Annotated in this window: 21 protein-coding genes; 12 read left to right on the top strand and 9 right to left on the bottom strand. The window is 71.4% G+C overall.

Going from position 1 to position 23,305, the window contains the following annotated elements; translation table 11 throughout:
* On the top strand, window positions 1-2,033 hold a 2,033-nt coding region (locus ACZ7L0_RS16835), incomplete at its 5' end, for a tetratricopeptide repeat protein (protein WP_471243206.1).
* Window positions 2,034-2,094: 61 nt separating this feature from the next.
* Window positions 2,095-2,625, top strand: a complete 531-nt coding sequence (locus ACZ7L0_RS16830) for a hypothetical protein (RefSeq protein ID WP_471243205.1) — start codon at window positions 2,095-2,097, stop codon at window positions 2,623-2,625.
* Window positions 2,626-2,647: 22 nt separating this feature from the next.
* On the opposite strand, the gene ACZ7L0_RS16825 is transcribed toward ACZ7L0_RS16830, so the two are convergent.
* Complete coding sequence (locus tag ACZ7L0_RS16825; RefSeq protein WP_471243204.1) at window positions 2,648-4,267, bottom strand: glycosyltransferase family 39 protein; 1,620 nt, start codon at window positions 4,265-4,267, stop codon at window positions 2,648-2,650.
* A gap of 57 nt (window positions 4,268-4,324) precedes the next feature.
* Between ACZ7L0_RS16825 and ACZ7L0_RS16820 the strand changes: the two genes are divergently transcribed.
* The 4 genes from ACZ7L0_RS16820 to ACZ7L0_RS16805 all read left to right on the top strand — a co-directional run bounded on the left by ACZ7L0_RS16820 (window position 4,325) and on the right by ACZ7L0_RS16805 (window position 7,520).
* On the top strand, window positions 4,325-4,804 hold the full coding sequence (locus ACZ7L0_RS16820; RefSeq protein ID WP_471243203.1) for a GntR family transcriptional regulator: 480 nt from the start codon (window positions 4,325-4,327) through the stop codon (window positions 4,802-4,804).
* Window positions 4,791-5,702: an ABC transporter ATP-binding protein gene (locus tag ACZ7L0_RS16815; protein ID WP_471243202.1), complete on the top strand. Its 912-nt coding sequence runs from the start codon at window positions 4,791-4,793 to the stop codon at window positions 5,700-5,702. The genes ACZ7L0_RS16820 and ACZ7L0_RS16815 overlap by 14 nt, the downstream gene beginning before the upstream one ends.
* Window positions 5,699-6,655 carry a transporter gene (locus ACZ7L0_RS16810; protein ID WP_471243201.1) on the top strand — a complete coding sequence of 319 codons (957 nt, stop codon included), beginning with the start codon at window positions 5,699-5,701 and terminating at the stop codon, window positions 6,653-6,655. Before ACZ7L0_RS16815 ends, ACZ7L0_RS16810 begins: the two co-directional genes overlap by 4 nt.
* A 67-nt stretch (window positions 6,656-6,722) precedes the next feature.
* Complete coding sequence (locus tag ACZ7L0_RS16805; protein WP_471243200.1) at window positions 6,723-7,520, top strand: class I SAM-dependent methyltransferase; 798 nt, start codon at window positions 6,723-6,725, stop codon at window positions 7,518-7,520.
* A gap of 10 nt (window positions 7,521-7,530) precedes the next feature.
* Here the strand turns inward: ACZ7L0_RS16805 and ACZ7L0_RS16800 are convergent, their stop codons facing one another.
* Window positions 7,531-8,553 carry an alcohol dehydrogenase gene (locus ACZ7L0_RS16800; RefSeq protein ID WP_471243199.1) on the bottom strand — a complete coding sequence of 341 codons (1,023 nt, stop codon included), beginning with the start codon at window positions 8,551-8,553 and terminating at the stop codon, window positions 7,531-7,533.
* Window positions 8,554-8,679: 126 nt separating this feature from the next.
* The gene (locus ACZ7L0_RS16795; protein ID WP_471243198.1) at window positions 8,680-9,762 is read right to left on the bottom strand and encodes a glycosyltransferase family 2 protein; all 1,083 of its coding nucleotides are present in this window, start codon (window positions 9,760-9,762) and stop codon (window positions 8,680-8,682) included.
* A gap of 185 nt (window positions 9,763-9,947) precedes the next feature.
* Between ACZ7L0_RS16795 and ACZ7L0_RS16790 the strand changes: the two genes are divergently transcribed.
* From ACZ7L0_RS16790 to ACZ7L0_RS16775, 4 genes are all read left to right on the top strand, one after another.
* Window positions 9,948-10,136, top strand: a complete 189-nt coding sequence (locus ACZ7L0_RS16790; RefSeq protein WP_471243197.1) for a hypothetical protein — start codon at window positions 9,948-9,950, stop codon at window positions 10,134-10,136.
* 151 nt (window positions 10,137-10,287) lie between these two features.
* Window positions 10,288-11,703 carry a glycosyl hydrolase family 28-related protein gene (locus ACZ7L0_RS16785; protein ID WP_471243196.1) on the top strand — a complete coding sequence of 472 codons (1,416 nt, stop codon included), beginning with the start codon at window positions 10,288-10,290 and terminating at the stop codon, window positions 11,701-11,703.
* Between the two features lie 151 nt (window positions 11,704-11,854).
* Window positions 11,855-12,913, top strand: a complete 1,059-nt coding sequence (locus tag ACZ7L0_RS16780; protein ID WP_471243195.1) for a PucR family transcriptional regulator — start codon at window positions 11,855-11,857, stop codon at window positions 12,911-12,913.
* Between the two features lie 39 nt (window positions 12,914-12,952).
* On the top strand, window positions 12,953-13,207 hold the full coding sequence (locus ACZ7L0_RS16775; RefSeq protein WP_471243194.1) for a hypothetical protein: 255 nt from the start codon (window positions 12,953-12,955) through the stop codon (window positions 13,205-13,207).
* A gap of 1 nt (window position 13,208) precedes the next feature.
* Here the strand turns inward: ACZ7L0_RS16775 and ACZ7L0_RS16770 are convergent, their stop codons facing one another.
* Complete coding sequence (locus ACZ7L0_RS16770) at window positions 13,209-13,949, bottom strand: TIGR03943 family putative permease subunit (RefSeq protein ID WP_471243193.1); 741 nt, start codon at window positions 13,947-13,949, stop codon at window positions 13,209-13,211.
* On the bottom strand, window positions 13,946-14,977 hold the full coding sequence (locus ACZ7L0_RS16765) for a permease (protein WP_471243192.1): 1,032 nt from the start codon (window positions 14,975-14,977) through the stop codon (window positions 13,946-13,948). Before ACZ7L0_RS16765 ends, ACZ7L0_RS16770 begins: the two co-directional genes overlap by 4 nt.
* Window positions 14,978-15,172: 195 nt before the next feature.
* Between ACZ7L0_RS16765 and ACZ7L0_RS16760 the strand changes: the two genes are divergently transcribed.
* Window positions 15,173-17,026, top strand: coding sequence for an NAD-binding protein (locus ACZ7L0_RS16760; protein ID WP_471243233.1), 1,854 nt, complete (start codon window positions 15,173-15,175; stop codon window positions 17,024-17,026).
* Window positions 17,027-17,033: 7 nt separating this feature from the next.
* On the opposite strand, the gene ACZ7L0_RS16755 is transcribed toward ACZ7L0_RS16760, so the two are convergent.
* Window positions 17,034-17,963, bottom strand: a complete 930-nt coding sequence (locus ACZ7L0_RS16755) for a hypothetical protein (RefSeq protein WP_471243191.1) — start codon at window positions 17,961-17,963, stop codon at window positions 17,034-17,036.
* 379 nt (window positions 17,964-18,342) lie between these two features.
* On the bottom strand, window positions 18,343-20,148 hold the full coding sequence (locus ACZ7L0_RS16750) for a S9 family peptidase (protein WP_471243190.1): 1,806 nt from the start codon (window positions 20,146-20,148) through the stop codon (window positions 18,343-18,345).
* 140 nt (window positions 20,149-20,288) lie between these two features.
* On the opposite strand from ACZ7L0_RS16750, the gene ACZ7L0_RS16745 reads away from it, so the two are divergent.
* Window positions 20,289-21,068 carry an SURF1 family protein gene (locus ACZ7L0_RS16745; protein ID WP_471243189.1) on the top strand — a complete coding sequence of 260 codons (780 nt, stop codon included), beginning with the start codon at window positions 20,289-20,291 and terminating at the stop codon, window positions 21,066-21,068.
* A 15-nt stretch (window positions 21,069-21,083) separates the two neighbouring features.
* On the opposite strand, the gene ACZ7L0_RS16740 is transcribed toward ACZ7L0_RS16745, so the two are convergent.
* Both ACZ7L0_RS16740 and ACZ7L0_RS16735 read right to left on the bottom strand, forming a co-directional pair.
* On the bottom strand, window positions 21,084-22,253 hold the full coding sequence (locus ACZ7L0_RS16740; RefSeq protein WP_471243188.1) for a hypothetical protein: 1,170 nt from the start codon (window positions 22,251-22,253) through the stop codon (window positions 21,084-21,086).
* The gene (locus ACZ7L0_RS16735; RefSeq protein ID WP_471243187.1) at window positions 22,250-22,942 is read right to left on the bottom strand and encodes a SigE family RNA polymerase sigma factor; all 693 of its coding nucleotides are present in this window, start codon (window positions 22,940-22,942) and stop codon (window positions 22,250-22,252) included. The genes ACZ7L0_RS16740 and ACZ7L0_RS16735 overlap by 4 nt, the downstream gene beginning before the upstream one ends.
* Window positions 22,943-23,305: the final 363 nt, after the last annotated feature.

Below are 23,305 nucleotides of genomic sequence, written 5' to 3'. Positions count from 1 at the left end.
CCGACGTCGGAGGCCACCCACGGGCCCTGGAATACCTCGACGCCCTGCTGCGCGGCGGCCCGGCCCGCTTCCCCGACATCGCCGACCGGATGGAAACCGCGCTGGAGAACCGCGGCATCCGTGATCCTGAGCGCTGGCTGGCCGGGGTGGAGGGGGACCTGGACACGGCGCTGGCCGAGACCGTCACCCTGGCCGTGGACGATGTCCTTCTCGACACGCTGCTCGATCAGTTGGAAGGGGTGCCCGGGGCGCGACGGCTGCTGGACGGCCTGGCGGTCTACCGCACCCCGGTCGATCTCACGGGGGCCGCGTGGCAGATGTCGGAGCTCACTGTGCCTCCCGAGCCTGACCCCGCACTCGCACAGCGTCTGCGCACGGTGAACGAGCGAATCGCCGAGGCGCAAGCGGCCGGAGCGGGACCGGAGAACGGTTACGGCCTGCCACCCGAGACGCTCGCCGCCTACGAAGACGACTGGCTGGCATACCGGCGGCCCCCGGTCGAAATGGACGACCATGCCGGGAACGCCTTGAGGCGGCTGCTGGAACTCGGACTGGTCTCGCCCGCCCCCGCACATCAGGACGAGCCGGGGAGCCAGCCCAACGGCCTGACGGTGCACCACTGGACCGCCGACGCCCTCCGGCAGAGCGCCCGCCCCGAAACCCTGACAGCCGCTCACCGTCGGGCCGCCGCTTACTGGCAATGGCGCGTCAACGTCTGGCCCCAGTCTCTCGCGGACGACATCACCCAGCTCATCGAAGTCCGCCATCATCACCACCAGGCCGGCAACCTCGACCAGGCCCTTGCCGCCACCCGGCGCGTGTGCTCCCAGCTGCACACCTGGGGTGCCTGGGACTGGGAGCAGCGCCTGGCCGAGGAGACCCTCACCTGGGTCCCCGCCCGATCACGCCCCGCTGCCGCCTACATCCACCAGTTGGGCATGATCGCGCAAGAGCGGGGGGAGTACGGGCAGGCCGAGGAGCACTACCGGACCTCCCTCGACATCTGGGACGGGGTGGGCGACCAGTCCGGCATCGCCACCTGCTACCACCAGCTCGGCATCATCGCTCAGCTTCGGGGGCAGTACGGGCAGGCCGAGGAACACTACCGGACCTCCCTCGCGATCACGGAAGAGCTGGGCGACCGCTCCGCCATCGCCACCGGTTACCACCAGCTGGGCATCATCGCTCAGCTTCGGGGACAGTACGGGCAGGCCGAGGAACACTACCGGACCTCCCTCGCCATCAAAGAAGAGCTGGGCGACCGCTCCGCCATCGCCAACAGCTACGGCCAGCTGGGCATGATCGTGCAGAATCGGGGCCAGTACGAGCAGGCCGAGGAGTACTACCGGACCTGCCTGGCCATCAAAGAAGAGCTGGGCGACCGCACGGGCATAGCGAACAGCTACCACCAGCTGGCCATCATCGCGCAGCTTCGGGGGCAGGACGAGCAGGCCGAGGAGCACTATCGGACCGCCCTCGCCATCTCGGAGGAGCTGGGCGACCGCTCCGGCATCGCCAACAGCTACGGTCAGCTCGGCATGATCGCGCAGGACCGGGGCCAGTACGAGCAGGCCGAGGAACACTACCGAACCGCCCTGGCCATCAAAGAAGAGCTCGGCGACCGCTCCGCCATCGCCACCTGTTACCACCAACTGGGCATCATCGCGCAGGACCAGGGGCAGTACGAGCAGGCCGAGGAACACTACCGGACCTCCCTCGCCATCGAGGAAGAGCTGGGCGACCGCTCCGGCATCGCCATCAGCTTCGGTCAGTTGGGCGTGCTCCGTACCGAGCAGCAACGCCCCGCGGAGGGCGTGCCTTACATGCTGCTGGCGCTGGCGCTGCAATCGGAGATCGGAAGCCCGCCCGGCACGGTTCTCTACTGGCTCGGCCGACAGAGAGCTCTCCTCGGCGACGAAGCCTTCCGGTCCATCATCGATGGCCTGCTGCAGAACGACGTAGCGGAAGCGATCATGACGGCCACACAACCCGAAGCCGAGCCGACCGGCCCCACCAGCCCGGATCAGGCATAACCCGACTGGGTAGCGTGGATCACAGTCGAAGACACTCCGGAAGCAGCCGAAGGGAAACCCCATGGTGCGGGCGCCGAAGAGCGTAGATGTGAAACTCAATCTGCACGTGCTGCAGATCTCCGGCACGTGGGAGCCGAACGATGCCGAGCGGCGTGCGGCCTGGGAAGTCTACGTAGAGCTGGTGACCCGGGTCTCCGTGGTGCCGCTGCGGGCCGAGGAAGGCCTTCTTCGGGAAGCGCTCAGCAGCCTCTACTCGCTGTTCGCCACGACCCGCGACGTGCTACGCAGGCACGGTCCGGAGGTGGCGGAGCCCAAGCGGAACGGGCAGTACAACTTCGGTTTCCTGGCCGTCGCGATGCTCAACTTCGGCATTCGGCCGCTGCTCGCCGGCTGGCACCCCGCGCTGGAGGACTGGGAGAACCGGCGCCCCGCCGACCGCTCACGCCGTGACCACGAACAGCTCTGGCCCCAGGCCGAGGAACTCCGCGCGGCCCTTGAGGACACCCGCCGCATCCTCACTGCCTACGCCGGCCTGCTCGCCAGCGCCTGCGGCGTCCCCAACCTCCTGGAAGCGGTGCCGACCGGCGATTGAGGCGGCGCTTTCGGGGACGCGATCACCCCACCCCCAACGTGACAACCGTAGCCCTGCCCAGCGCACCCCCCGTCGCCATCGTGCGCACGGTGGTGTCGCGGTCGCCGATGAGGTGGGCCAGGGTGGTGGCGTCCGGTTGTAGGCGGCCGTGTTCGAAGAGAACCAGGGTTATGCGGGTTCCGGGGGGCGGGGTCAGGTGGCGGTACTGGGCGTAGGTGACCGCGTCGCAGCCCGAGTACCAGCCCGTCTCCGGTTCGTAGCCGGTGACCAGGAGGCAGGGGCCGTTCGACGCGAGCCGCTCGGCGACGGGGACGGTGGAGCGGCTGAGGCGGTCGGGGCCGGGCATGGCTCCGTGGGCCACCACCTGGGTCGTACCGGCGGTGGTCAGGCCGGCGAGTCCGGCGAGGAGGGTGAGCAGGAACCGGTTCCAGTGGCCGGTCCGCTCCGCCACGGCCTCGACGCCGAGGACGGTGAGGAGGATGACCGGGAGGTAGACGAACCGCGGTTCCCCGTCCGTCGCCAGGCCGAGGGCGACGAAGACGAGGAAGGACGTCGAGCCCAGGAAGACCCGGCGCCCTTCGCCGCTCCGGCGCAGGGCGCCTACCGCGAGGAGCAGTCCGCAGGTCATCACCACCGCGCCCAGGTCTCCGGCCAGGCGGTACGGGAAGATCGCAAGGTAGTAGACGAGGCCGTCGCCCACGTATGCGCGGTTGGCCTGGGTACCGGCCCACAGGATCAGGCCGAGCGGTGATCCGGTGACCCGCGTGGCGTGGGCGAGGTGCGGCAGCAGGCCGAGGGCGAGGATGGCCAGCGCGGCGGCGAGGCGGCGGCCCTGGGCGAGCCAGGCGCGGGGGCCGTAGGCGAACAGCGCGGCCAGTGCTGTCGCCAGGAGGTTGCCCACGCTGCCGTAGCGCATGTAGAAGGCGCCCACCGCCACGGCGGCCGCGGCGGGCAGGGCGCGGGAGTGCCGTACCTCCTGGGCGCGGGTGAGGAGGAAGACGACGATCAGCAGCAGGCCGGTGGTGCCGATGTCGTTGAGGAACTCCGGTACGCGGCGCAGGAATCCGAGGCCGGAGAGCAGGAGAAGGACGACCACCACGGCGCGGCGGGGCGTCGTCCAGCGGGCCGCGACGAGGTAGGTCGCGGTGAGGGTGAAGAGGGTGAGCAGCAGGGCCACCGCGCGCAGGCTGCCCACGTCGTCGTGGAGGGCGAGCGCCAGGCGTCCGAGCACCGGAAGGCCGAGGGGACGGTAGGGGCCCCAACCCGCGTCGGGGGTGCCGTCGGCCCAGGAGCGGGCCTTGTTGGCGTACACGGCCTCCTCGTGTCCCAGGTACGGCTCGTGATCCTGGAGGACGGCCCAGATCCCGGCCGTCAGCACCAGCACGGTCACGAGGTACGCCGGGGCCGGTATGCGGCGCAGCACGCGTATCGCGACCGTCAGCGGCCGGGGTGGGTCCGCCCGCCGCCACCGGGGGCGCGCGAACCACCAGGCCGGGGCCGCGACCAGCAGAAAGGGCCAGGGCTGCCAGCCGGGCAGCAGGCCACCCCGGCCGACGAGCAGCACGAGTTGCTGGGCAACGGCGGCGAGGGTCAGCGCGACGGCGACGACGAGGGCCGCTCGGGTAGTGCTCCTGATTGACATCCCTGCCGCGCCTCCACCATGCTTGTACTAATTCATTAATGGAAGCACACTGAAACGGTGGAAGGTGACGTGGTCGAGTACCGGATCGACCGTGGCAGCGGCGTACCGGCCTACGTGCAGATCGTCGAGCAGACCGAGCGGGCGCTCCGGATGGGCACGTTGAAGGTCGGGGACAAGTTGCCCACGGCCAAAGAGGTGGTGGCGGCCACCGCCATCAACCCCAACACCGTGCTCCGGGCCTATCGCGACCTGGAGCAGGCAGGCCTGGTCGAACTGCGCCGGGGGCTGGGGACATTCGTGACACGGTCCCTCGCACGGCCCGGCGCCGAGGACGACTCGCCCCTGCGCGCGGAGCTCACCGGCTGGACCGCACGCGCACGGGCGGCGGGACTGGAACGGGCCGACATCCTCGCCCTGGTCACCGCGGCCCTGGACGCCTACGACGCCAGCAGCACCAGCGGCGGCAGCCACTCCAGCGACAAAGACAACAGCGAAGACAGCACAGCAGTAAAGAGGAGGACGCATGACCGGGCCTGACGCGCCGACCGCCCTGCGCGCCACGGGACTCGGGTTCCGATACCGGGCGCGGGACGGCTGGACCCTGCGGGACTGCGAGTTCACCGTGCCCAGCGGCCGGATCACCGCCCTCGTCGGACGCAACGGCGCCGGCAAGAGCACCCTGCTGCACCTGGCCGGCGGCCTGCTGAACGCCGGCTCCGGGGAGCTGCGCGTGCTGGACACCGCACCGGGCACGCCCGAGGCACGCGCCCGGGTCGCCCTGCTCACCCAGGACAAGCCGCTCTATCCCCGCTTCACCGTGGCGGACACCCTGCGGATGGGCGAGAAGCTGAACTCCTCGTGGGACCAGGTGGCCGCCGAGCGGACCGTCCGCGAGGGCGACATCTCGCTGTCCGTACGCGTCGGTGAGCTGTCCCCCGGCCAGCGCACCCGCGTGGCGCTCGCCCTGGCCCTCGGCAAGCAGCCCGAACTGCTGCTGCTCGACGAGCCGATGGCCGACCTAGACCCGGTGGCGCGGGACGAGATCATGGCGACTCTCATGTCCGAGGCCGCCGAGCGCGGCACCAGCATCGTGCTGTCCTCGCACGTCCTGCCCGAACTGGAGCAGACCTGCGACTGGGTGCTGCTGCTGCGCAAGGGCCGCGTCGAGCTGAGCGAGGACGCCGACGCGCTGCGCGAGAGTCACGCCGTAGTGACCGGACACGCCGAACAGGCCGACGCCCTGGCCACGGGACACACCGTCGTACACCGCCGGGCCGGTGGCAGACAACTGACCGCCCTGATACGGCAGCGCGGACCGCTGCGCGGTGACTGGCACGTCGAGCGGCCCCGGCTGGAGGACGTGCTGATCGGCTACCTCCAGGCCGGTGACTCGGAGCGCCCCGCCTCCGCCGAGCGGACGGAGGCGGCGGCGTGAAGGGCTCCCTCTGGCTCGCGTGGCGCCAGCAGCGCGTGCTGGTCGGCATCGGCGTGGCCGTGCTGGCCGCCGCCGCGGCGATCGCCGCGTACTACCGCTCGGGCATGCTGGACGACCTGCGCAGCGGGCTGTTCGACCACTGCGACCCCGGGCCGCTGCTCTGTATGCGACCCGGCACCGGCCTGCCGCTGCTGCTGGACGTGGAGCCGCTGAGATATCTGGGTGCGCTGAACATCGCGCTGCCGGTCATGATCGGCGTCTTCTGGGGTGCCCCGCTGCTGGGCCGCGACCTGGAGTTGGGCACACACCGCATGGTCCTGGCCCAGGGCGCGAGCCGCGGCCAGTGGTTCGCCTCCCGGACGGCCCTCGCCGCGGCGACCACGGTGACCCTCTCCGGCCTGCTCACGGCGGTGTTCGCGTGGTGGTGGCGACCGGCCGCCGACCGGAGCTACGGCGTGTTCTGGTACGAGAACACGGCCCTGAGCGGCTCGGGCCCGCGCGTCGTCGCGGCCGCCCTGTTCGGCCTGGCGGCCGGCACGCTGTTGGGTCTGCTGGCCCGCCGGGTCCTGGCGGCGATGGGCCTGACCCTCCTGGTGACCGGGGCGATGACGCTCGTACTGGAGCGGGTCCACAGGGCGCGACTGCTGGTTCCGCCGCACACCTACACCAGTGCCGGCAGCGCACCCAAGCCGCCCATGGGCGAGAAGTGGTCGACCGGCCACTACGGCCTGATCACCGCCTCCGGCCGCCGCGACGACGTAATGAACTGCCCCTTCCCGTCGAGCGCCGAGCTCAGGGAGTGCATGGCCCAGCACGGGTACGTCGCCCGCTTCTACGAGGCCAACCCGGCAGGCGACTACTGGGCCTTCCAGTGGATGGACACCGCCGTCCTCGGCGGGCTCGCTGTCCTGCTCACGGCCGTCACCGTGGTGCTTCTGCGCCGTCGCGCCTGACCGCGCGGCACCGACACTCCCTCAACTCCCCCAATCTCTCTCACCTTTGCACGGAGGTCGCTTCGCCATGCCCGCTGACGCCAAGTCGCCGAAGAAGCTGCGTAACAACCGCGCCGCCCTCACCCACAAGCTCGGCTATGCCCTGCGCCACCCCGGCCGCGTCACCCCGTACCTGCGCCGGGCGGGCCGGGACGCCTGGCTGCGTCTGAAGCACCCCGACCACGTCGGCTACTACCGGGCCGTGATGGCCTCGGACACCCGGCGCAATCCGGAGGCCGCGGTCGGCAGCCAGACGCACGACCGCTGGCTGGCGCTCGGGCAGATGCAGTTCGACTACCTCGTCGAGCACGGGCTGCGCCCCGAGCACCGCATGCTCGACATCGGCTGCGGCAACCTGCGCGGCGGCTGGCGCTTCATCGACCACCTCGACACCGGCCACTACTACGGCATCGACATCTCGCCCGACATCCTGATGGCCGCCAAGAAGACCCTCGCCGAGCGCCACCTCCAGGACAAGCTGCCGCACCTGACCATCACCGGCGACCTCACCCTGGATTTCCTGCCCAGCGACCACTTCGACGTCATCCACGCGCACAGCGTCTTCTCCCACTCGCCGATCGAGGTCATCGACGAATGCCTCGCCCACGTCGGCCGGGTGCTGACCGGCACCGGGTTCTTCGACTTCACCTTCGACCGCACCGAGGGCACCGAACATCAGGTGCTGCGCGAGGACTTCTACTACCGCACCGAGACCCTCCTCGCCCTGGCCCGCGAGCACGGCCTGCACGCCCGCTTCATGGAGGACTGGGAGCGGCGCCCGCACGGCCAGTCGAAGATACGGGTCAGCCGGGTGCCCCTGGGCTGACGTGCGGGCGTCAGCGGGTTGTGAGGACCATGCGGAAGCGGGCCGCGCCGGACAGCATGCGCTGGTAGGCCTCGTCGGCCTGGTCGAGTGGTGTGGTCTCGATGGTTGGGCGGATGCCGTGCAGGGCGCTGAAGGCCATGGTGTCCTGGATGTCCTGGGCGGTGCCGGACGGGTGGCCGCGGACGATTCGGCCGGCCATGAGGAGCTGGACCGGGCTGATTCCCAGGGGTTCGGCGTCGGCGCCGATGACCACGAGCTCGCCGCGGGGGCGCAGCCCGTCGACGGTCGCGGTGATGGCGTCGGAGTTGGCCGCGGTGGCCAGGACCACGCTCGCGCCGCCGAGGGAGCTCAGAGCGTCCGCGACGGCGGTGCCCGCGGTGCTGTCGATGTAGTGGTGGGCGCCGAGCTGCTTGGCGAAGTCCGCCTTGTCGGCGCCGCGGGCGATGGCCACGGTCTCGAACCCCATGGCGACCGCGTACTTCACCGCGAGGTGCCCCAGGCCGCCGATGCCCAGGACGGCGACCAGGTCGCCGGGTCGTGCGGGGCTGCGCCGCAGGCCGTTGAACACCGTGACGCCCGCGCAGGCCAGGGGTCCCGCGTCGGTCGCCGTGAGGGCGTCGGGGATCCGGGCCAGGGCGTCGGCCGGTGCGATCATCGTCTCGGCGTAGCCTCCGTCGTACGCCCAGCCGGGCACCTTCAGGTTCTCGCATGTGATGAAGTCGCCCTGCCGGCACGGCGTGCAGTGCATGCAGCTGCCGCCGAACCAGCCCACCGCCACCCGGTCACCCACCTGCCAGCCGCTGTACGTTCCCTCGCCGACCTCGTCGATTCGCCCCGCGACCTCATGGCCCGGGACCACCGGGAACCGGACACCCGGCACCGCCGCGTTCACGAAGAAGACGTCGCTGTGGCAGATCCCGCAGGCCTCCACGGCGATCCGTACCTGGCCCGGGCCCGGCCGCGGCACCTCCCGCTCGACGATCTCGAACCGGCCACCGGCGGCGGCCACCTGCGCGACTCGATGGGTACTCATGGGGATCTCCGGATCTCCGGGACATGGGTGTTCCCGACACATCCCCCCTGGACAGACGCCCCCACCTCCATCAGAGCAGCTTCAGCCCGATCACGCCCGTCGGGACGACCGCGTGAAGGGCCGCCGTCAGGACGGTTCGACCAGGCCTTCCCGCTCCCCCGGGTGGTGCCACCGTGTGGGGCGGCGGGTGAGGAAGTCGGTCAGGCAGCGTACGAAGACGGCCTGGATGAAGATGTCGTAGGCCAGTTCGATGACGAGGGGGAGGGCGAGCAGCCGGGCGCGCCAGCCGCCGGTCCAGGTGGTGATGGTGCGTTCGAGGACGAACACACAGCCGATGGCGATCCAGAACGGCTGCAGATGCCAGCCGCCGATGACCGCGGTGAGGGCCATGAGCAGCATGTACAGGAACATGGCGATCACCCCGGCCCCGATGCCCGCCTGCTGGCCCCAGTAGCGGAGGGTGACGCGGGTGAGCCCGTAGTGGCGCAGGTTGTCCAGGGCGCCGCGCTGCCAGCGCATGCGCTGGTGCCACAGGTCGCGCCAGCTGGACATGAGTTCCGTGGTCACGGTGCAGGCGGGCGGGGAGATCAGCTTCCAGGACAGGGTCTTCATGGCGAGTGTGAGCTCGTTGTCCTCGGTGAGGGCGAGGGTGTCGTAGACCCGGCCGCGCCTGCCCGGCAGTACGGTGCCGCGGGTGGCGGCCACGTCGCGCAGGGCGCGCACCCGCAGCACGGAGGCGGTGCCGGTGAGGACGAGGACCCGGCCCCGGTGGCGCACGATGTCCCGGCCGTAGCGGAGGTACTCGTTGCGCTGCAGCTGGCCGAGCAGGCCGCCGCCGGGGTCTCCGTAGAAGATGCCGCCCACCGCGCCCAGTTGCCGGTCGGCGTTCAGCCGCTGTTCGGCGACGGCCAGGAAGTCCCGGGCGATGACGGAGTCGGCGTCCATCACCACCACGGCGTCCTGGTCGTCCAGGGTGGGCAGCAGCCGGTCCAGTGCCTGGTTGAGGGCACCGGCCTTCTTCTCGGTGTTGTCGAGGGACTCCATGACCTCAGCGCCGTGGGAGCGGGCGACGCCCACGGTGTCGTCGGTGCTGTTGTCGCTGATCACGACGACGGCGTCCGGAGGCCGGCTCTGACTGCGCAGGGAACGCAGTGCCGCCGTGATCCTTCCGGCCTCGTTATGGGCCGGAATCAGCACCACCAGTCTCATCCGGCCCTCTCCCAGCCGTGGTCACCGCGAGCAGGCTAGGCAGGCGCACACACCCCTGGCGTTCAGGCGCGCGGGCCGGGTTCCACGCTTGGCCCATTGCGGCATGTCGAAGATCCACCGGAGCGTGGGCCGTTAATAGTATGAAACGGCATTCGCTATTCCTGGAATCCTGGAAGGAGACGGGTGTGAGCCCGTACTACAGTGCCGCCGGAACCATCGGCCCGGGCCTCACCGGGGCAGGTGTGCTGTCCTGGTCCGGTCTGGACACGCTGGCGTGGATCGTGGCCGTCTTCACGCTCGTCTTCGCCGGACTGGCGCTGACGAAGCTGATCCCGCCGTTCCACGAGCTCCGCAGACTGTTCTCTGTACGATAATCGTACTATTTCATTCAGGGTTTTGAGGTCGATCCTACGGGAATCGCCATGGTGGGACCCTTATTTACACGCTGACGTTCGACATCCGGTGAAAACCCTCGGCGCCTTCTCTATCCAGCACGAAAAAAGCCTGAGCGGAACGGAGAACAACGTGGCGACCAGCTACTGGTTCAACGTCGTGGATTACGGCGCCACCGGAAACGGAACCACCGACGACACCACAGCCATCCAGTCAGCGATAAACGCGGCGACCTCCGGCGGAACGGTCGTGTTCCCCGCCGGCACCTACAAGATCACCTCAGCGCTCGTCGCCGACTCCTACCTCATCCTGGCCGGAGTCAGCGAGGGAGCATCGGTCATCAAGCAGACGAGCACCACGGCCGACGCGGTGATCGGCACGGACATCACCCGCCTGACCATGCAGGACCTCACCCTGGAGGGCCCGCAGAGCGGCTCGGGCAACGGCATCAACCTGACGCGGACCAGCAATCCCGCGACCGTCTCCCTGTCCTTCTCGCGCCTGACGGTGCGAAAGTTCGGCGGCACCGGGATCAAGCTCTCCAACCCCATCGTGTCCACCTTCACGGGCGTGACCTCGGCGAACAACGGCAACCACGGATGGGACGTCCACGGCGTCTCCGGCGGAGCCGCCGGCACCAGCTGCTCGTTCGTGGGCTGTTACGCCGACACGGTCACCAACGCCGGGTTCCGCGTGGACACCATGGCCTACTGCTCCTTCGTGAGCTGCGCCGCCGACTTCTGCGGCATCGGGTACGAGGTCGTCGGCACCGGAACCCAGGGCATCAGCTTCACCGGCTGCGGCGCGGAGTCGGCGGTGAACCGGGGAACCGGCTACAACGGCTACAGCTGGAAGATCAGCGGGGCCATCGGCGTGGGGCTGTACAACTCCTTCACCTACGACAGCCCCAACACCAGCATCTGGGTCACCGGGTCGGCACGCGGCATCACCGTCCTCGGCTTCGCCGAGAACACCCCCCAGGTGTCGGCACCCAACTCCATCAAGGTCGACTCCGGCTGCTCGGCCACGCTCGGAGACTTCAGCAACGTCTCCGCGCTGGCGCTCTCCGGCGACACCAACATCACCAACGACACCTCCGGCGGCACGGTGGCCACCGGGTTCGTCTACGGTGCCGCCGACGCCTACTACGAGGGCAACGTCTCCACCACCGCCTCGCCCACCCAGGCCCAGCACCTGACCCGCAAGGACTACGTCGACAGCCGCGTCCACCCCGCCCCGGTGACGCTGACCGACGCACCCACCATCGCCACCAACGCCGCGCTCGGCAACCACTTCCGCGTCACGCTCGGCGGCAACCGGACGCTCGGGGCCCCGACCAACCCCACCGACGGCCAGCGCGCCGTCTGGGAACTCATCCAGGACGCCACCGGCGGGCGCACCCTGACTCTCAACTCCGTCTTCAAACTCGGCACCACCATCCCCACGGTCACCCTGACCACGACGGCGAACAAGCGCGACTTCCTCACCGCGCTCTACAACGCCACCACCAGCAAGTGGTACGTCATCGACTTCGTCAAGGGTTACTGAACCGGGCCGGCCGGTCCCTGCCCCGCGGCCGGAACCAGCCCCGTCCGGTACGCGAGGCCGCCGGAGCGGCGGCCAGGGGTCCGGGTAAGGTCTGCGTGCCGGGGGGCCGTCAGGAAAGTGCCACCGGCGCGTCAGGATTCCGGGGGGCGGCGTGACGGAGCAGGAGATACCCGACCACTATCTGAGCGGGTACGCCCAGCTGCTGGCGGACGTCTCCGCCACCGGCCGGCGCCCGACCCGGGACGAGCTCCGGGCCCGGCGCGTCCTGGGCGAACGGGCCGCCGAGGCGGGGCACGGGCTGCGTGCGCTGGTCAGGGCCCATCTGGCCGCCACCCGCGCCGCCTGGCCCGGCGTCCCGGGCTCGACCGACAGCACCCTCGCCGCCGTACAGCAGGCCGTCGACGCCTTCGCCGAGGGCTACGAACGCGCCCAGCGGCACGCCATACGCCAGGAGGAGGCGGCCCGCCGCGAGTTCATCGACGACCTCCTCTACGGCCGCAGCGACCTGGGCCGCCTCGCCGAACGCGCGGAACGCTTCGGGCTGCGCCTCTCGCACGCCCACGCGGTCGCCGTCGCGCAGGGACCGACCGCGTACGACGAGGGCGGCCCGGTCCCCCGGCAGGTGGAACGCTCCCTCATCACCCGGTTCGGCGACCGCAGCATCCTGCTCACCACCAAGGGCGGCCGGATGCTGTGCGTCGCACCCGGCGACCAGGACGAGATCCTCACCCACTTCGCCCAACAGGCGAACACGGCCACGGCCGGCGGCCGGGTCGCCATCGGCCGCCCCCAGCCCGGCGCCGGCGGGGTCGTCCAGTCCTACGAGGAGGCACTGAACACCCTGGAACTGGCCGAGCGCCTGGAGCTGGCGGACCCGGTCCTGCGCGCCGCCGACCTGCTCGTCTACCCGGTCCTCACCCGTGACCGGCAGGCCATGGCCGACCTCGTGCGCGGTGCCCTCGGCCCGCTGACCACCGCCCGGGGCGGCGCCCGGCCCCTCCTGGACACTCTGACGGCCTACTTCGACTGCGGCTGCGTGGCCGCGGAGGCCGCCCGCCGCCTCTCGCTGAGCGTGCGCGCCCTGACCTACCGGCTGGAACGCATCCACCGCCTCACCGGCGCCAACCCGGCGGACCCCGCCCACCGCTACACGCTGCAGACCGCCGTGATCGGCGCCCGGCTGCTGGACTGGCCGGCCACGCCACTGTGACGTGCTGCGTTTCCGCCGCGGCTGACGCATGGTGGTGGCATGAGTACGGGTCCTCCTGTGGTGGTGCTGCCACCGGCCGCGGACGGTGGCCGGCAGGTGACGGTGCGCGGTGAGCGCGTGGGGACGGCGTACGACCTGTTCGACGTGCTGGACCTCGTGCACCGTGCCGGGCTGCCCGCCGTGGACCAGGCCGTCGACGATCCCGAGCTGATCGAGTGGCGCGGCGGCGGGCCGTACGACTGGAACGGCGGGGGTGACGACGGCGTCGGCCGCGGTGGGGCGGAGGGCCGGTGAGTCAGTTGTTCCAGCTCTCGTCGTAGGGGTCGTGCGGCGTGGGCACCGGCTTGGCCGCGGTCACCTTCAGGAACGGGATCGGGCCGTTGTTGACGGGGTCCCGGACCTGCCTGGCGCTGTAGGTGCCCGTCACCTCCAGCCAGCTGTCGGGCTGCAGGACCGGCGGGATCTTCCCGGTGAGGCCGATCTTCACCGGCTGGGCGTCGGCGGCGCAGCAGTTGAGGGCCATACGGACCAGGTACGGGGTGCCGGTGCGGTCCAGGGCGAGGAAGCCGGTGACGCGTACACGGCGGTCGCCGAGGGAGTGGCCGTGGTCGTAGACCGCGCGGCCCGCGTAGTCCACCAGGCCGATCGGCACGGGGTCCCCGGCGGGCAGGTCCGAGTAGCCGTACGGCTGCTGCAGGGCCGTACCGGTGCGCATCGCGCTGTAGGAGCCCAGGGCCGGCGGGGCGACCAGGATGAGGGCGAACAGCGGGAGGACGAGGAGCCAGGAGATACGGGGCTCGCGGTGGACGTGGGCGTCGGCCGTGGCCGCGGTCTGTTCGGCGGAGGGCTTGGACCGGCCGCGTTTCCACTCGTACCACGCCGTCGCCAGCGCCGTCACGATCAAAAGCGCCCCGGCCGTCAGCAGCAGCGGGCGCAGGCCGGCCTTGACGTAGCGCAGGTAGAGGTCGGTGAAGCCCGCGTGCAGCAGGGCCGCGCCGGTCAGGAACAGGACCGCCGCCTGGGCCTGCCGGTTCACAGCAGCACCGTCCCGGTCAGGACCGCGCCCGCGATGGCGAGGGCGAAGGTGGCGGGGGCGAAGCGCAGCGCGAAGCCGCGGCCGAAGGTGCCCGCCTGCATCGCGAACAGCTTCAGGTCGATCATCGGGCCGACGACCAGGAACGCCAGCTTGGCCGTGAGCGAGAACTGGGTGAGCGAGGCCGCCACGAACGCGTCCGCCTCCGAGCAGATCGACAGCAGCACGGCGAGTACCGCCAGGGCCAGGATCGAGAACGCCGGATTGCCGGCCGCCGTGCGCAACCAGTCCGCCGGGGCCACCGCCTTCAGCGTCGCCGCCGCCATCGCGCCGAGGACCAGGAAACCGCCGGCGTGCATCAGGTCGTGCCGGACCGATCCCCAGAAGGCCTCACCCCTGCTCTGCCCCTCGTGCGCGCCGTGCGCCGGGGGACGGATCCAGTCGGTGCGGCCGAGACGCTGCCACAGCCAGCCCATCGCGCAGGCCACCAGCAGGCTCGCGGCGAAGCGGGCGAGGACCATCTCGGGGTCGCGCGGGAAGGCGACGGCGGTGGCCGTCAGGACGATCGGGTTGATCGCGGGGGCGGAGAGCAGGAAGGCGATCGCCGCGGCCGGGGTGACTCCGCGCCGGACCAGCGCCCCGGCCACGGGCACGGACGCGCACTCGCAGCCCGGCAGCACCGCGCCCGCCAGCCCGGCGACCGGCACGGCGAGGGCGGGCCGGGCGGGCAGGGCGCGGGCGAAGAACGACGGCGGCACGAACACCGCGATCGCCGCCGACAGCAGGACGCCCAGGGCGAGGAAGGGCAGCGCCTGCACGACCACCGCGACGAACACCGTCATCCAGCTCTGCATCACCGGGGTGGACAGCGCGCCGCGGATCGGGCCCTGCAACACCACCACCAGGAGCATCAGGAGCGTCAGCGCGAGCGGGGAGTCGAGGTGCCAGCCCTCCCGCTCCGGCCGCTCGCCGGTGCCGGGCGGCGCGTCGTGGGGCGCGTGCCCGGGCGGGGCTTCCTCGGTGATGGCCACGACTGGGGTACCTCCGCGTACGGGCGCCGGTCCGCGTTCCGGGCGCGTGCTCTGCGTACTCGCCCTCCCCTTGAATACGCCATACCGGCCCCGAGTGTTCAGGCGATCGCTGGAACCACCTGTGTCTTTGGGGCAGTCTTTTCCCTCGTGGGGAGCGTTCCGTATCAGGCTGGGCACAGTGGCGCGCCCGCGCACATGGTGGTGTGCGGGGACGACGGGCTCGCGCACCGGCTGGCCGCCGAGCTGCGCGGGGTGTACGGGGAGCAGGTGACGCTCGTCGTACCGCCGAACGAACTCACCGCCCGGCCACCGGTGGTCGGGCGGGCCCGGGCCGCCTCGGCCGCGCTGCTGGACCGGATGGTGAACGCCGCGGTGGGACGGGGCACGGGAAGCCCCAACGGCAACACCGGCGGCGGCGCGGGTGAACCGCCGCGCGGGGAGCGGCTGTTGGAGGCCGCCGAACCCAGCGAGGCGGTGCTCGCCGAGGCCGGTGTGGACCAGGCGGTCGCGCTGGCGCTGGTGTACGACGACGACGAGACCAACATCCGGGCCGCGCTCACCGCGCGGCGCCTCAATCCGCGGCTGCGGCTCGTACTGCGGCTGTACAACCGGCGGTTGGGACAGCACATCGAGGAACTCCTCGACCAGGCCGCTGCGTTGGCCGGGACCGACCCGTCGACGGACGACGCCTCCACGGTCGTGCTGTCCGACGCGGACACCGCGGCGCCCGCGCTGGCCGCCACCGCGGTCACCGGCACCAGCAAGGTCGTCCAGACCGACGGTCTGCTGCTGCGCGCGGTGGAACGGCCGCCCCCGGCGTCGGGGCAGGTCGCCGACCCGGGGCTGTGCACACTGGCGCTGCTGTCGGCGACCAGCAGCGATCCGGCCGGGGCGGACGGGTCCGAGAGCAGCGGCGAGCAGGGGCCGCGGCTGCTGCCCGACGCGGCGGAGGTGCGGGACGCCACAGGCCGGGGGGTGGTGGTGCTGGAGCAGGTGTCGTACTCCGCCGGGGCGCCGCTGGCGACCGGACGGGGCGTCGGAGGCGTGCCGCCGCTCGCGTCGCTGTTCTCGCGGCGGCTGCGCTGGTCGCTGGCCGGGATGGTCGGGTGTGTGGTCGCGCTGGCGGTCGCGCTGTCCGTGGTGACCGGTATTCACCCACTGAGCGCCTTCTACCTGACCCTGCTGGACATGTTCGCCATCGACGACCCGGCCCTCGGGCAGTCCCTCGGCCGGCAGATCCTGCAACTGCTGTCCGGCCTGATCGGCCTGCTGCTGCTGCCCGTGCTGCTGGCCGCGGTCCTGGAGGCGCTGGGAACCTTCCGGACCGCGTCCGCGCTGCGCAAGCCACCGCGCGGGCTGGGCGGGCACGTGGTGCTGCTCGGGCTGGGCAAGATCGGTACGCGAGTGCTGACGCGGCTGCGGGAGCTGCACATCCCCGTGGTGTGCGTGGAGTCCGATCCGGAGGCGCGGGGGCTGGCCACGGCACGGCGGTTGCGGGTGCCGGTGGTGCTGGGGGACGTGACCCAGGAAGGGGTGCTGGAGGCCGCCAAGATCCATCGCGCGCACGCCTTGCTGGCGGTGACCAGTGCCGACACCACGAACCTGGAGGCCGTGCTGTACGCGCGGTCCGTGCGGCCGGATCTGCGGGTGGTGCTGCGGCTGTACGACGACGACTTCGCGACCGCCGTCTACCGCACCCTGCGGGCCGCGCACCCCCATGCGCACACCCGCAGCCGGAGCGTGACGCATCTGGCCGCGCCCGCCTTCGCGGGGGCGATGCTGGGGCGGCAGATCCTGGGGGCGATCCCCGTGGAGCGGCGGGTGCTGTTGTTCGCGGTGGTGAGGGTCGGCGGGCACCCGCAGCTGGAGGGGCGGACGGTGGAGGCGGCGTTCCGGGCGGGGGCCTGGCGGGTGCTGGCGCTGGAGGGGCGGCCGGAGGCGGACGAGGGGTACGTACTGCGGGCGGAGGACCGGGTGGTGCTGGCCGCCACGCGTCGGGGGCTGGCGGAGCTGCTGGGGCGGCGGGGGTCTGCCCGGCCACCCGGCTGACGCTCGGTCAGGGCGACTTGCCGCTCCCGTTGCCGCTCCCACGCGCGGCGGAGCTCTCGGAGTTCTCCGAGGAAGGGCGCGAGCGGTGCCGCGGCGCGGCTCGCCGGGGCGGCCGGGTCAGGGTGATCTGCCGGACGAGCTGCTGGAAGCACGCCAGCGCCGCGACACCCGGCAGGGCCGCCGCGGCCGTGTCGGCCACGGTCCGGGGCGCCTGGACGACACAGAGGAGCACCGCGACGGAGGAGAACAGCAGAACGACGAACCAGGAGTGCACGGCACGGCGCCGGTGCAGCGCGGCACGCAGGATGGACAGCGACGCGGCCATCCACGGGCCGTAGACCAGCATGGGCCACCAGGCGTGGGCGCTGCCCTGGCTGCGCGAGGTGATGACGAGCAGCGGCTCATAGGTGATCACGCCGCTGAAGAAGCTGACCATCGACACGATGACCGCCGCCAGCGCGGCGATGAGATAACTGGCGATACGCAAAGCGTCCAGGCGTCTGCGGACGGGAATCTTCCGGTGCCCCCGGCGGTTCCCGCGCACCGGCGGCAACTCGGCCGTGATCTCCTGCAGATGCCTCATGGGGCTCCCGGCGGGCGGGGCGGTCACCGACGCCTCGTCACGGGGGTTGGGTACGGGCTTCCCGAACTCGGGCTTCCCGAACTCGGACTTCCCGAACTCGGACTTCCCGAACTCCGGCCTTCCGAACTCAGGCCTGCCGAAGTCGGACCGCTCGAACTCGGACCTCTCGAGCTCCTCCTGGCTCGCCTTCTGCAGCAGGTAGGCCAGCTCCTCGGCCGGGTCCCAGGCGGGATCCGGTGGCGCCAGGGGCTCGGGGTAAGCGGTCGCGGCCCGGTGCCGGCCGGTGCCCTTCGACTCGAACTCGTCCAGATAATCGGCACCGCGCCAGAGACGGTCGAAGCGTTCGTCATTCATGAGAATACCGAGCACGACCACCGGTCGGCGAGGTCGGATTCCAGCTGCCGGACAACAGAGAGGAAATTCTGCAGCAACGGTTCGGTCACCTGTAGTACGACCGGAACACCGTTTTTACTGAGGGTACCCCTGTCGTCCGCCGAGGAGTACGCAGCGGCCGGGGTGTACAGGTAGGGGCCGACCGCCACCGCGTACATGCCAGTCCCGGGGGTGCTTGCATTCGCCATGTCCCGACTAACGGCGACACTTTTCACTTGGATGCGCGGCGAACGAGTGAATAACCGCTAAGAAAAATGCTTTATATAGAACCCTAAGAAATTGCCATTCGACACCGGAGCCGGGCCGCGCAAACGTCCACGGCTCCGGTGTCCGAGCGGGCTCACACCCGCGTCTTCTCCATCTGCTCGAGGTGCCGCGCCGCGAAGTCCAGCTCCAGCCGCACCTGCTTGATCCGCTCGTCCACCACCAGCGATCCGTGTCCCGCGTCGTAGCGGTAGACCTCGTGGACGGCGCCGCGGGATTCGAGGCGCTTGACGTAGTTGTCGATCTGCCGGATCGGGCAGCGGGGGTCGTTGACCCCGGCCGAGATGTAGACGGGCGCCTTCACCTGGTCGACGTAGGTGATCGGGGAGGAGGCCTCGAAGCGGTCGGGGACCTCCTCGGGGGTGCCGCCCAGAAGGGTGCGGTCCATCGCCTTCAGGGCCTCCATCTCGTCGTGATAGGCCGTGACGTAGTCGGCGACCGGGACGACGGCGATGCCCAGGCTCCAGTCGTCCGGCTGGGTGCCGAGGCCGAGGAGGGTGAGGTACCCGCCCCAGGAGGCGCCGGTGAGGATCAGGCGGGCGGGGTCGGCGAGACCCGAGGAGACCGCCCAGTCCCGGACCGCGGCCACGTCCTCCAGCTCGATCAGACCCACCCGGTGCTTCAGGGCGTCGGTCCACGCCCGGCCGTAGCCGGTGGAGCCGCGGTAGTTGATCCGGACCACCGCGTACCCGTGGTCCACCCAGGCCGCGGGACCGGCGGCGAAGGCGTCGCTGTCGTGCCAGGTCGGCCCGCCGTGCAGGTCGAAGACGGTGGGCAGGGGGCCCGTCACCCCGGCCGGCTTCTGGATCAGGGCGTGGATGCGGCCGCCGGGACCCTCGACCCAGGCGTCCTCCACGGCGACCGAGCCCGGGCACTTCAGACCGGGCGGGTCCAGGACCACCCGGCCGGTGGTGGAGCGGACCGAGGACGGCTCGGCGGCCGACGACCACAGGTACTCCACGCTGCCGTCCGGGCGGGCCGTCGCGCTGGAGACCGTGCCCGGCGGGGTGGAGATCCTCGTCAGTTCGCGGGTGCGCAGTTCGTAGCGGAACAGCTCGCTGCGCGCCTTGAAGCTGTGGGCGATCAGCAGGGCGGTGCCGTCCGGATACCACTCCGCGCTCACGTCGCCCGGCAGGTCCAGCGCCAGGTCCGTCTCCTCGCCCGAGGCGACGTCCCAGACCAGCGGCTCCCAGCGGCCCCGGCGCTGGTGCCCGATGAGCAGCCGCGGGTCGCCGTCGAGCGGCGCGAAGCCCAGCACCTCCAGGCCCAGCTCCAGCGTGCCGCCGCCGGTGTCGTCCAGCTCGGCGACCCGCGTACCGTCCGGGCGCAGGACGCGCAGCGCCGAGTGCATCGCGTCGCCGTGCTCCGTGTGCTCGATCGCGATGAGGGAGCCGTCGTGGGAGAGGTCGCCGACGCCCGCCGACTCGCGGTGCCGGTACAGCTCGAAGGGGGCCTCGCCCTCGCGGGCGACGTGGATCGTCGTGCCCTCCTCGTCCGTCGAGCGGCCCACCACCGCCGTACGGCCGTCCCGGGACAGGGCCAGGCCCGCCGGGTAGGACGGTTCCAGGCCCGGCGTCGCCAGCTCGTCCTCACCGCCGGTGAACGCCTGGCGGCGCCAGACGCCGAACTCGTCGCCGTCCTTGTCGTCGAACCACCAGATCCAGGCGCCGTCCGGGGAGAGCACGCCGTCCGTCGTGCCGTTCGGCCGGGACGTCACCTGGCGTTGTTCTCCCGTCGCTCTGTCCCAGGCGTACAGCTCGTACGTCCCCGTCGCGTTCGACACGAACAGGGAGCGGTCCGGCGCGTCCTCCGCCCAGTCGGGCAGTGACACCCGCGGCGCCCGAAAGCGCTTCTCCCAGTCCGGCATGTTGCTCTCACTCATGGCCCCAGTCATGGCCCCATACTGCCCGGCTCCGCCGACAATGCGCCGGTGGGCGTCCGCAGCCTGTGGATAACTTTACGATCATGGCCGGCCGCCGACCCCGGGCCGGGCCCCGGACCGGCGCCCCGTACCGTTGTGGTGTGTACCGGTTTCTGCTGACACCCCGCTGGTGGGGCATCAACGTCTTCGTGCTGCTCGCCATCCCGTTCTGCGTCTTCATGGGGTCGTGGCAGCTGAGCCGGTTCGAGGGGCGGGTGCGGGACCACCGCGACGCGAGCGAGCAGGTCGCGTCCGCCCGGAAGGAGGCCGCACGGCCGCTGGCCGAGCTGCTGCCCGTCGACCAGAGCACGTCCGGCAAGCGGGTTACCGCGACCGGCCGGTACGGCAAGCAGCTCCTCGTCCCCGACCGGGAACTGGACGGCAAGCGCGGCTTCTACGTGCTGACGCTGCTGCGCACCGGCTCCGGCGAGGCCCTGCCGGTGGTGCGCGGGTGGCTGCCCGGCACGGCGGACCCGGCGAAGGCGCCCGCCGCGCCGTCCGGTGAGGTCACCGTCACCGGGGCACTGCAGGCGTCCGAGACGCCGGGGGACAACGGCGTCAGCGCCGCGGGCGGGCTGCCGGCCGGGCAGACCGCGGCGATCAGCTCGGCGTCGCTGGTGAACCTGGTGCCGTACCGGGTGTACGACGCCTGGGTCACGCTCGACAAGGGGGACTCGGGCATGAAGGAGGTGCCCGCGAGCGCGCCCGCGAACACCGGTCTCGACCTGAAGGCGTTCCAGAACCTCGGCTACACCGGGGAGTGGTTCGTCTTCGCGGGGTTCGTGGTGTTCATGTGGTTCCGGCTGCTGCGCCGCGAGGTCGAGTTCGCGAGGGACGCGGCGCTGGGGCTGGTGCCGGAGGAGGAGACCGCGGCGGTCTGACCCCGGCTCCCCCGGCTACGACCCCGCCAGCACCCCGGTCCAGTACACGGCTCCCGCGCACGCGTTGGCGACCGTCGCCGTCGGCGTCGGTGATCCCGTCTCAGGGGTGTGGGAGACCACGATGCTGCCGTCCGCCGTGCCGTCCTCGGGGAGGAGCTGGGTGGTGGTGCCGGAACTGGTGCTGCCGGTGGTGTCCGTGCCGCCCGTGGTGCTGGTGTCCTGGGTGGGGGTCGGGTCGGGGGTGGCGCCGCCGGTGTCCGAGCCGCCGGTGTCCGTGCCGCCGCTCGTCGTGGGGCAGGTCTCCGACGGGACGAAGGCGAACTTCTCCTCGTAGGCCGCGCCGGGCAGCAGGACCAGGCCGGTGACCTCCAGGGACGGGTCGGGCAGGCCGGCCGCCGGGTCGCCGGCCGCGTGCCGGACGACAGTGATCTTGGCGGGGTCCGCGGCGCCCTGCGCGAGGGCGCTCACGCTGCCCGCACCGCCGACGGTACAGCTGGTGGAGGAGATGTTGATGACGCGGAAGACGCCGTAGACGACGCCGGCGGAGTCGGGGACGTTCGCGCTCCCGGTGGCGGAGCCCAGCTGGGCCGCCGTGCACACCGGGGCACTGGTGCCCGCGGAGGCCGTGGGTCCCGTACCGCTGCCGGCGCCGGAGCTGTTGCCCGTGCCCTTGCCCTTGCCGGTCTCCTTCGTGCCGTCCTTGCCCTTGCCGCCGGTCTTGCCGCTGGAGCCGCCCGAGGTGCTGGCGCCGCCGTCCGGCTCCTTGGCCGAGCTGTCGCCCTGCTCCTGGGAGGCCTGGCCGGCCATGGAGGTGTTGGGGTCGGAGCCGGCGGAGTTGGAGACATGGACGAGGGCCGGGATCGCGGTGCCGATGAAGAGCGCCGCGGCGGCCATGCCGACGACGGCCTGCCGCTTGCGCGCCCGCCGTGCGGGCACCGCGCGGCGCAGGTGGTCCAGGGTGCCGTCGCGCGGCTCGATGTCCTCGACGGCCGACTGCAGCATCCGGCGCACAGACAGCTCGTCCGAGGCGAGCCCCTCCGGGCCCTGGTCATCGGGGCCGTGGTTCACAGTTCCGTTCCCAGCGTGCGATGGCGTGTGCTCTTGCTCGGGCCGCTCCGTCGGCTCGTGCCAGGCGTAGGGCTCGTGGCGGTCATGGGACCCGCCCTCTTCGACGCGGTCGCTCATGCCGACGCCTCCATGGCCACCCGGAGGGCCGCGATGCCACGTGAGCCGTACGCCTTCACCGAGCCCAGGGATATTCCGAGCGTCTCGGCGACCTGGGCCTCGGTCATGTCGGCGAAGTAGCGCAGGACGAGGACCTCGCGCTGGCGGCGCTGAAGGCCCTTCATCGCCTTGATGAGGTCGCGGCGCTCCAGCTGGTCGTAGGCGCCCTCCTCGGCGCTCGCCATGTTCGGCATCGGCTTGGAGAGCAGCTTCAGGCCGATGATGCGGCGGCGCAGCGCGGAGCGCGAGAGGTTGACGACCGTCTGGCGCAGGTAGGCGAGCGTCTTCTCCGGGTCTCGGACGCGTTTGCGGGCCGAGTGGACGCGGATGAAGGCCTCCTGGACGACGTCCTCGCAGGAGGCGGTGTCGTCGAGGAGGAGCGCGGCGAGGCCCAGCAGCGAGCGGTAGTGCGCCCGGTAGGTCTCGGTGAGGTGGTCGACGGTGGTTCCGGCCGCCACGGCCTCCTCGGCGCCGTCGCGCTGAGTCGGTACGCCGTCGCGCTGGTTCGGGATGCGGGTGGGCCGCGCTGCGGGCATGGGCGCGATCACCGGCATGCCGCCGGGCGTGCCGGGCATGCGGGGTCGGAGCGCCGCGCGGGGCCGCAAGGCCGTGCCGCGGGTCGCCGCAGTGAAGTCGAGTACCTCTGCCACGCCAGTTGGACACGCTTCCCCCCGTGGGGGTTGTACGTGCCGGGCATCACTTTTGCGTCGCCCGACGCGGCCGACGGCGTCTCCGCTCCCGGCAGTACCTCCGACGGTGCCTCACTTGCCGCCATGCGTCCCGCTCTTCCCTTGTATCCCATATGAACGGGCGTCCCCACGCCCCGATCACGGCGTCCCCACGCCAGGATCATGCGTCCCACGCCCCGGAAGGGTGACCGCAAAGACGCTCCCCGCCCTCCGCTTGGTTGCGGAGGGCGGGGAGGAAAATCTTCGGTCGCCGAGGGGGCCCGGATCAAGTGGTCCGGACCATGCTCCGGGCCACACTTCTTAAATAAATCCTATAAATGGGCG

The sequence above is a fragment of the Streptomyces sp. NPDC039424 genome (genome assembly GCF_055639495.1).
The sequence above is the reverse complement of the archived record's forward strand: the minus strand, read 5'-3'. Positions and strand labels throughout refer to the sequence as shown.

What these genes read in the sequence shown, in the direction of transcription:
- ACZ7L0_RS16740 (WP_471243188.1), bottom strand. Translation starts at nt 22,253, where the DNA reads ATGAGCGACCGCGTCGAAGAGGGCGGGTCCCATGACCGCCACGAGCCC.
- ACZ7L0_RS16750 (WP_471243190.1), bottom strand. Translation starts at nt 20,148, where the DNA reads ATGAGTGAGAGCAACATGCCGGACTGGGAGAAGCGCTTTCGGGCGCCG.
- ACZ7L0_RS16755 (WP_471243191.1), bottom strand. Translation starts at nt 17,963, where the DNA reads ATGAATGACGAACGCTTCGACCGTCTCTGGCGCGGTGCCGATTATCTG.
- ACZ7L0_RS16800 (WP_471243199.1), bottom strand. Translation starts at nt 8,553, where the DNA reads ATGAGTACCCATCGAGTCGCGCAGGTGGCCGCCGCCGGTGGCCGGTTC.
- ACZ7L0_RS16795 (WP_471243198.1), bottom strand. Translation starts at nt 9,762, where the DNA reads ATGAGACTGGTGGTGCTGATTCCGGCCCATAACGAGGCCGGAAGGATC.
- ACZ7L0_RS16760 (WP_471243233.1), top strand. Translation starts at nt 15,173, where the DNA reads ATGGTGGTGTGCGGGGACGACGGGCTCGCGCACCGGCTGGCCGCCGAG.
- ACZ7L0_RS16830 (WP_471243205.1), top strand. Translation starts at nt 2,095, where the DNA reads ATGGTGCGGGCGCCGAAGAGCGTAGATGTGAAACTCAATCTGCACGTG.
- ACZ7L0_RS16825 (WP_471243204.1), bottom strand. Translation starts at nt 4,267, where the DNA reads ATGTCAATCAGGAGCACTACCCGAGCGGCCCTCGTCGTCGCCGTCGCG.
- ACZ7L0_RS16775 (WP_471243194.1), top strand. Translation starts at nt 12,953, where the DNA reads ATGAGTACGGGTCCTCCTGTGGTGGTGCTGCCACCGGCCGCGGACGGT.
- ACZ7L0_RS16815 (WP_471243202.1), top strand. Translation starts at nt 4,791, where the DNA reads ATGACCGGGCCTGACGCGCCGACCGCCCTGCGCGCCACGGGACTCGGG.
- ACZ7L0_RS16805 (WP_471243200.1), top strand. Translation starts at nt 6,723, where the DNA reads ATGCCCGCTGACGCCAAGTCGCCGAAGAAGCTGCGTAACAACCGCGCC.